The 3,569-nt window shown below is 46.2% G+C and carries 4 protein-coding genes and 2 pseudogenes; 2 read left to right on the forward strand and 4 right to left on the reverse strand.

Annotation, left to right across the window (positions count from 1 at the left end):
- Positions 1–190 (forward strand): annotated as a pseudogene (locus AK963_RS36035) (IS630 family transposase); the annotation flags it as partial.
- 29 nt (positions 191–219) lie between these two features.
- Here AK963_RS36035 and AK963_RS36935 read toward each other — a convergent pair.
- Positions 220–492 (reverse strand): annotated as a pseudogene (locus tag AK963_RS36935) (M81 family metallopeptidase); the annotation flags it as partial.
- Between the two features lie 395 nt (positions 493–887).
- Complete coding sequence (gene rsgA, locus AK963_RS26890; RefSeq protein ID WP_066018419.1) at positions 888–1,913, reverse strand: small ribosomal subunit biogenesis GTPase RsgA; 1,026 nt, start codon at positions 1,911–1,913, stop codon at positions 888–890.
- A 247-nt stretch (positions 1,914–2,160) separates the two neighbouring features.
- Between rsgA and orn the strand changes: the two genes are divergently transcribed.
- Positions 2,161–2,700, forward strand: coding sequence for an oligoribonuclease (gene orn, locus AK963_RS26895; protein WP_066018420.1), 540 nt, complete (start codon positions 2,161–2,163; stop codon positions 2,698–2,700).
- A 128-nt stretch (positions 2,701–2,828) separates the two neighbouring features.
- Here orn and AK963_RS32615 read toward each other — a convergent pair whose 3' ends face one another.
- Positions 2,829–3,239: a hypothetical protein gene (locus AK963_RS32615; RefSeq protein WP_139117695.1), complete on the reverse strand. Its 411-nt coding sequence runs from the start codon at positions 3,237–3,239 to the stop codon at positions 2,829–2,831.
- Positions 3,218–3,569, reverse strand: a 352-nt coding sequence (locus AK963_RS36040; RefSeq protein ID WP_238593861.1) for a hypothetical protein, incomplete at its 5' end; no start/stop codon positions are given. The genes AK963_RS32615 and AK963_RS36040, both read right to left, overlap by 22 nt.

The raw sequence follows: 3,569 nt of genomic DNA on the forward strand, positions 1-3,569 counted from the left end.
ACCATTCGCACCGGAGTTAAACAGCTCAGAAAGGCTATGGGAGTGGATGCGGGAGCATGACTTATCAAACAAAGCATTTTCAGGTTATGAAAATATTGTAGATTGTTGCTGTGAAGCTTGGAATAACCTTTGCAGCGAAGCTGGTCGACTGTTCAGTCTGTGCTCCCGTGATTGGGCAGTTATACAGTAGTTAGAAAATTCAATTGGTATCAGATCTACGGGCAGAAGCTGTTTCAACTCTTCCAGAAGCATTTCGTGTAGCTGCTCGTAAGCACTTCTGGTTGTTATGCCACCGGGTTCGGCTATCGCAATAAAGGAAGGGTAGAAAGTCAGTCCTTTCTGCTGAATAAGATTTTGCAGATGGGTGAGAGTCTTGCTTTCCAGCGCAGAGTCTGAGGAATCTGGCCGCACAATGACATAGTCATCAAAACCGGTAGGGACGGGGGAGAATGTATTAGTTTCGGTGATGATCCCGCCAACGAAGACTTTCATGACAACCCTGAATTTTTATTGGAATACCCCTTAAGGCAGATCAAATCTTCGGGATACCATGGAAATTCATTTATAGAACCGGAACACTCTACCGTTGCTGATTGAGAACGCCACCTAGGGTCTGTTGACGTTTCGTTGCGAGCTCAGTGGTCCAGAAAAGCGCCATATGCGCGAAAGACTTGTGTAGCGTGTAGTTATTCTACATCAAACAAGTCTGACAAAGCAGAGGGTGCTTTTCTGGACCACCCCTTGGGCGCATCAGGTACCCCTATTTCTTCGTTGTGGCATTTTGAAAGGCAACTGGCCTTTATGCCCTTTAGGGTATTCCTGCAATGCCACTCCTCGTCAGAGGAACACCCTGATACGCTGAGTACTCAACGAAACGTCAACAGACCCTAGGCTTTTTCCAGAGAATTCAGGATGTTCTGATAGCTGTCCATTCTTTCCTGAAGAATATCGCCGTTCAGAAGGGCTTTGCGAATAGCGCAGCCTGGCTCCTGTTCATGACTGCAGTCCCTGAACTTGCAGTGTCCAATAAACGGGCGAAACTCCTTAAAACCGTGCAGTACATCCTCCGGCTCCATATGCCAGAGCCCGAACTCCCGAATCCCCGGGGAGTCGATCAGCGTACCACCGGCTGGGAAGTGGAAAAGTCTCGCTGCCGTAGTGGTATGGGTGCCTTTACCGGTGCTTTCAGACAGCGGGCCTACCTTGGTATCAACACCAGGCAGAAGGGTATTGACCAGGGAAGACTTGCCGACACCGCTCTGGCCTACGAAAACACTGGTATGTTCATTCAGAAGGCTCTTGAGCTCATTGAGCCCATCTTCCGTCCGGGTGGATGCTTTAAGTACCCGGTATCCAATGCGCTCATAGCTAATCAGCATATCGTCAAGAATCTGACGGCTCGCTTCATCTTCCAGCAAATCGGTTTTATTTAGCAGGATTACTGGCTCAATACCGACGGTTTCCGCAGCAACCAGATAACGGTCAATCAGATTCGGATGAGGAATTGGAACTGGAGCGATGACTAGAACAATGTAGTCAATATTGGCGGCAACCGGCTTTAACTGCCCACGCATATCCGGTCTGGATAACAGGCTGTCACGGTCTTCAAGTGCCACTACAACCCCAATACCGCCTTTCCTGGAAGCTCTCCAGACAATACGGTCTCCGGTAACCAGAGGTGGCAGATTGGTCCTCAGGTGGCAGCGATAGGTCTCACCGGGTTTGCCAATGGGTTCAATATCCAGCTGAGCACCATAGTGGGCAATAATTAGCCCTGGTTGCTCAGACCCCAGCGAATCATCCTGAAGTTCCTGGGTAATCTTATCCTCACGCTTTTGGGCGCGGGCTTTGCGTTCTTCTTGAATTTTTTCAATGCGCCAGCTTTGTCTGCGCGTTAGTTTGCGCTTACTCATGGTGCCTGAAATGTAAGGTTTGAAAGAATCATAAATTTGTGTTGAGCTGATTTCGCTGCAATTATGAATGAAGTAGACTTATTATGTCAGCTCATTCGTTATCTGCCCTCAAATTGATCCATCTTTTTTCAGCAAAAGGGGCAGGGATGTGCAGACGTCTATAATATATTGAATAAGTTGGTTTTTTCCTGAATTACAGGCAATTAGCGAACAGTCCAAATTTTAAACTGTGACTACTGGGTGTTGGATGGCTAAATCGGATAACCTCATATGGATCGACTTGGAAATGACGGGTCTGGATCCAGTAAATGATCGGATTCTTGAGATCGCGACAATTGTTACCGATGGCCAGTTAAATATTCTGGAAGAAGGCCCGGTTCTTGCTGTTCATCAGAGCAATGAAGTTCTGGATGCCATGAATGAGTGGTGTGTAAACACTCATGGCGCTACAGGCCTGACTGACCGGGTAAGAGCCAGCACCATCAGTGAACGGCAGGCTGAACAGATCACTTTGGATTTTCTCCGCAAACACGTTGACCAGGGTATTTCCCCAATGTGTGGTAATTCCATTGGTCAGGATCGCCGTTTCCTCTGGCGTTATATGTCAGAACTGAACGATTACTTTCACTACCGGAATATTGATGTCAGTACTCTGAAGGAACTGGCTCGTCGCTGGAAACCGGAATTACTGACCCAGTTTTCCAAAAAAGGTACTCACCTTGCACTGGAAGATATCCGTGAGTCTATTGATGAGCTTCGCTTTTATCGTCAGCATTTCATCAAATAGCACATTCCAGTGAAATTTAATTGCCAGAACCTTTCCGATGGTAACTCTGGCAATTAAATTTCAAGTCCATCAGACAGGTAGTAATGGCTTCACTGCTTGCTATTTCTAAGAATTTCCACATTTATTTTTCAGCTGGTATACCAATTTGATCGCTGTTGGGCTAACTGTTCAGACCTCACGATATCTAAGCGATTAATTAAGGACATGATACCGTCAACTCTACCTTTCTGGCGTATTTCATCGTTAATTGCTTTTTGGATGTTTTCTAAAGGGAATCCCATGTCTTCAAGTTGAGGGCCAAACGTATTGAGTGCATCGGCAGTTAATATGGCGGGGCTTTGGCGAAGTGTTGGGTGTTGAAGGACTTGAGAGCTGTGTACGGGAGAAAAACTATGGCTGGTTATATTGACAGCAGCTCTAGGGGTTGATCCTGCTAATGGAGTCGGATGCACCCCACTGGCATAATGAGCACCCGGAATAGTACTTGGAATATAAGTTCCTGTTGGAAGGGATTGAGTTACTTTTCTTGCTCTGGCCAAGCGCTGGGTACAGTTCGCAGTACTACCTTGTGTATCGTGGTTTTCATTGACTGCCTCAAGGCTGTTGTTATTGATTCGGGCACCAAAACCACACGGATAGCAGGTAATCCAATCAGAAGCATTTTTCGGATTTTGGCTATGATACCATCCTGAACTGGCAAACTGTCTGGAATGTTGATCAGACCAATCTCTGGGGATATTTTGGGAATGTAATTTAAATTGTGTAAACGCTTGTCGTTAATACTCCAAAATGGAGAATAACAATGAGCGTTGAAATCAACGAAAAACTGGTAGATCAAATAGCCAGTCAGATTAAAACTCAGGATGATC

The sequence above is a fragment of the Endozoicomonas atrinae genome (assembly GCF_001647025.1).
GTDB classification, from domain to species: Bacteria; Pseudomonadota; Gammaproteobacteria; order Pseudomonadales; family Endozoicomonadaceae; genus Endozoicomonas; species Endozoicomonas atrinae.

What these genes read in the sequence shown, in the direction of transcription:
- rsgA (WP_066018419.1), bottom strand. Translation starts at nt 1,913, where the DNA reads ATGAGTAAGCGCAAACTAACGCGCAGACAAAGCTGGCGCATTGAAAAA.
- orn (WP_066018420.1), top strand. Translation starts at nt 2,161, where the DNA reads ATGGCTAAATCGGATAACCTCATATGGATCGACTTGGAAATGACGGGT.